Source organism: Streptomyces sp. NPDC054841, assembly GCF_053611045.1.
This window is the reverse complement of the sequence record NZ_JBSGZO010000894.1, coordinates 1-1,457: the sequence shown is the minus strand read 5'-3', so window position 1 is coordinate 1,457 and position 1,457 is coordinate 1. Positions and strand designations below refer to the sequence as shown.

General features: G+C 68.0%; 2 protein-coding genes. Both read left to right on the top strand.

The genetic code is table 11. The annotated features are described in order from the left end of the window. Positions 1 to 162: 162 nt before the first annotated feature. Positions 163 to 696: a YbhB/YbcL family Raf kinase inhibitor-like protein gene (locus ACWGI8_RS44245; RefSeq protein ID WP_453669272.1), complete on the top strand. Its 534-nt coding sequence runs from the start codon at positions 163 to 165 to the stop codon at positions 694 to 696. A gap of 172 nt (positions 697 to 868) precedes the next feature. After that, entirely contained in the window at positions 869 to 1,399 is a 531-nt protein-coding gene (locus ACWGI8_RS44240) for an HNH endonuclease (RefSeq protein WP_453669270.1), read from the top strand. Positions 1,400 to 1,457 lie beyond the last annotated feature (58 nt).

Genomic DNA, 1,457 nt, shown 5'->3' with positions numbered 1-1,457 from the left:
CGTCGCAATCCACACCGAACCGGAAGGCCCTCACCTGTTCAAGATCCCTCAGCCGAGACCTGCATCACCCGTCCACAACCTCCCGGGACAGAACATCTAGGGCTCTAGGCTCGGTGCCCGTAGGCGCGCAAGCGCAGGACTGCCGAATTCGGAGGTTCAGACGTGACCGAGGCGAAGAGGGCTCCGCTGCCTCATGACTTCCACCCGCCGGTGCCGTCGTTCACGGTGACGAGCGCCGACATCGTGCCCGGAGCTTTCCTTAAGGACGCCCAGGTCCACTCGGCCGGCAACACCTCGCCGGAGTTGCGGTGGGAGGGCTTCCCGGCGGGGACGAAGAGCTTCGCGGTGACGTGCTTCGATCCGGACGCGCCGACGGGCAGCGGTTTCTGGCACTGGGTGCTGTTCGACATCCCGGCCTCGGTGACCGGGCTGCCCGCGGGTGCGGGCAGCGGCAAGTTCGAGGGGCTGCCCGATGGCGCCGTGCATGTCCGCAACGACTACGGGTCGAAGGACTTCGGCGGTGCCGCGCCGCCGCCCGGTGACGGACCGCACCGCTATGTGTTCACCGTGTACGCGGTGGACAGCGAGAAGCTGGGTCCCGGCGACGATGTGTCGCCTGCGGTCGTGGGCTTCAACCTGCGGTTCCATGCGCTCGCGCGTGCCCAGCTGATCGGCGAGTACGAGAACCGCGGGTAGCTTTCCCAGGGTTCGTTTGTTGTTTGCCCGCTCCTGGTCTTGGAGAGATCAGGAGCGGGCATCTTTCGTTGTGCGCGGATATTGCGTTGTCCATCGCGGCGTGCCCGGCCAGAGTTGATCCAAGCCCAGAGCCCGCCACAAGGGCTGGGCCGGCACACGGGAGGTGGGCACAATGCGGGACACGCTGGTACTGAATGCGAGCTTCGAGCCGCTGTCGACGGTGACGCTGAACCGTGCGGTGGTGCTGGTGCTGCAGGACAAGGCCGTCGTCGAGCAGGCCCACCCCGGTCTTCGCGTGCGCGCGGCCGCTGTCGAGCTTCCGGTGCCCCGGGTGATCAGGCTCTGCAGATACGTACGGGTGCCGTTTCGAAGACAGGCGCCGTGGTCGAGACGGGGTGTGCTGGTGCGTGACCAGCACCGGTGCGCCTACTGCGGGAGGCGAGCGACGACCGTGGACCATGTGGTGCCGCGATCGCGGGGTGGTGCGGACAGCTGGCTGAACACGGTCGCGTCCTGCGCCGAGGACAATCACCGCAAGGCGGACCGTACGCCGGAGCAGGCGGGTATGCCGCTGCTGCACGAGCCGTTCGTGCCGACTCCGGCGGACGCGATGCTGCTGGCGCTGCGGGTGGGTGAGCGGTCGGCGCTGCCGGAGTGGCTGGCGAAGCACACGCCGCAGCCCGTCGCCCGGTCCGCGGCGTAGGAGCGGAGGCCTACGCGGCGCGTATGCACATGGACATGTAGGCACATAGGGCATACGG

What these genes read in the sequence shown, in the direction of transcription:
- ACWGI8_RS44240 (WP_453669270.1), top strand. Translation starts at nt 869, where the DNA reads ATGCGGGACACGCTGGTACTGAATGCGAGCTTCGAGCCGCTGTCGACG.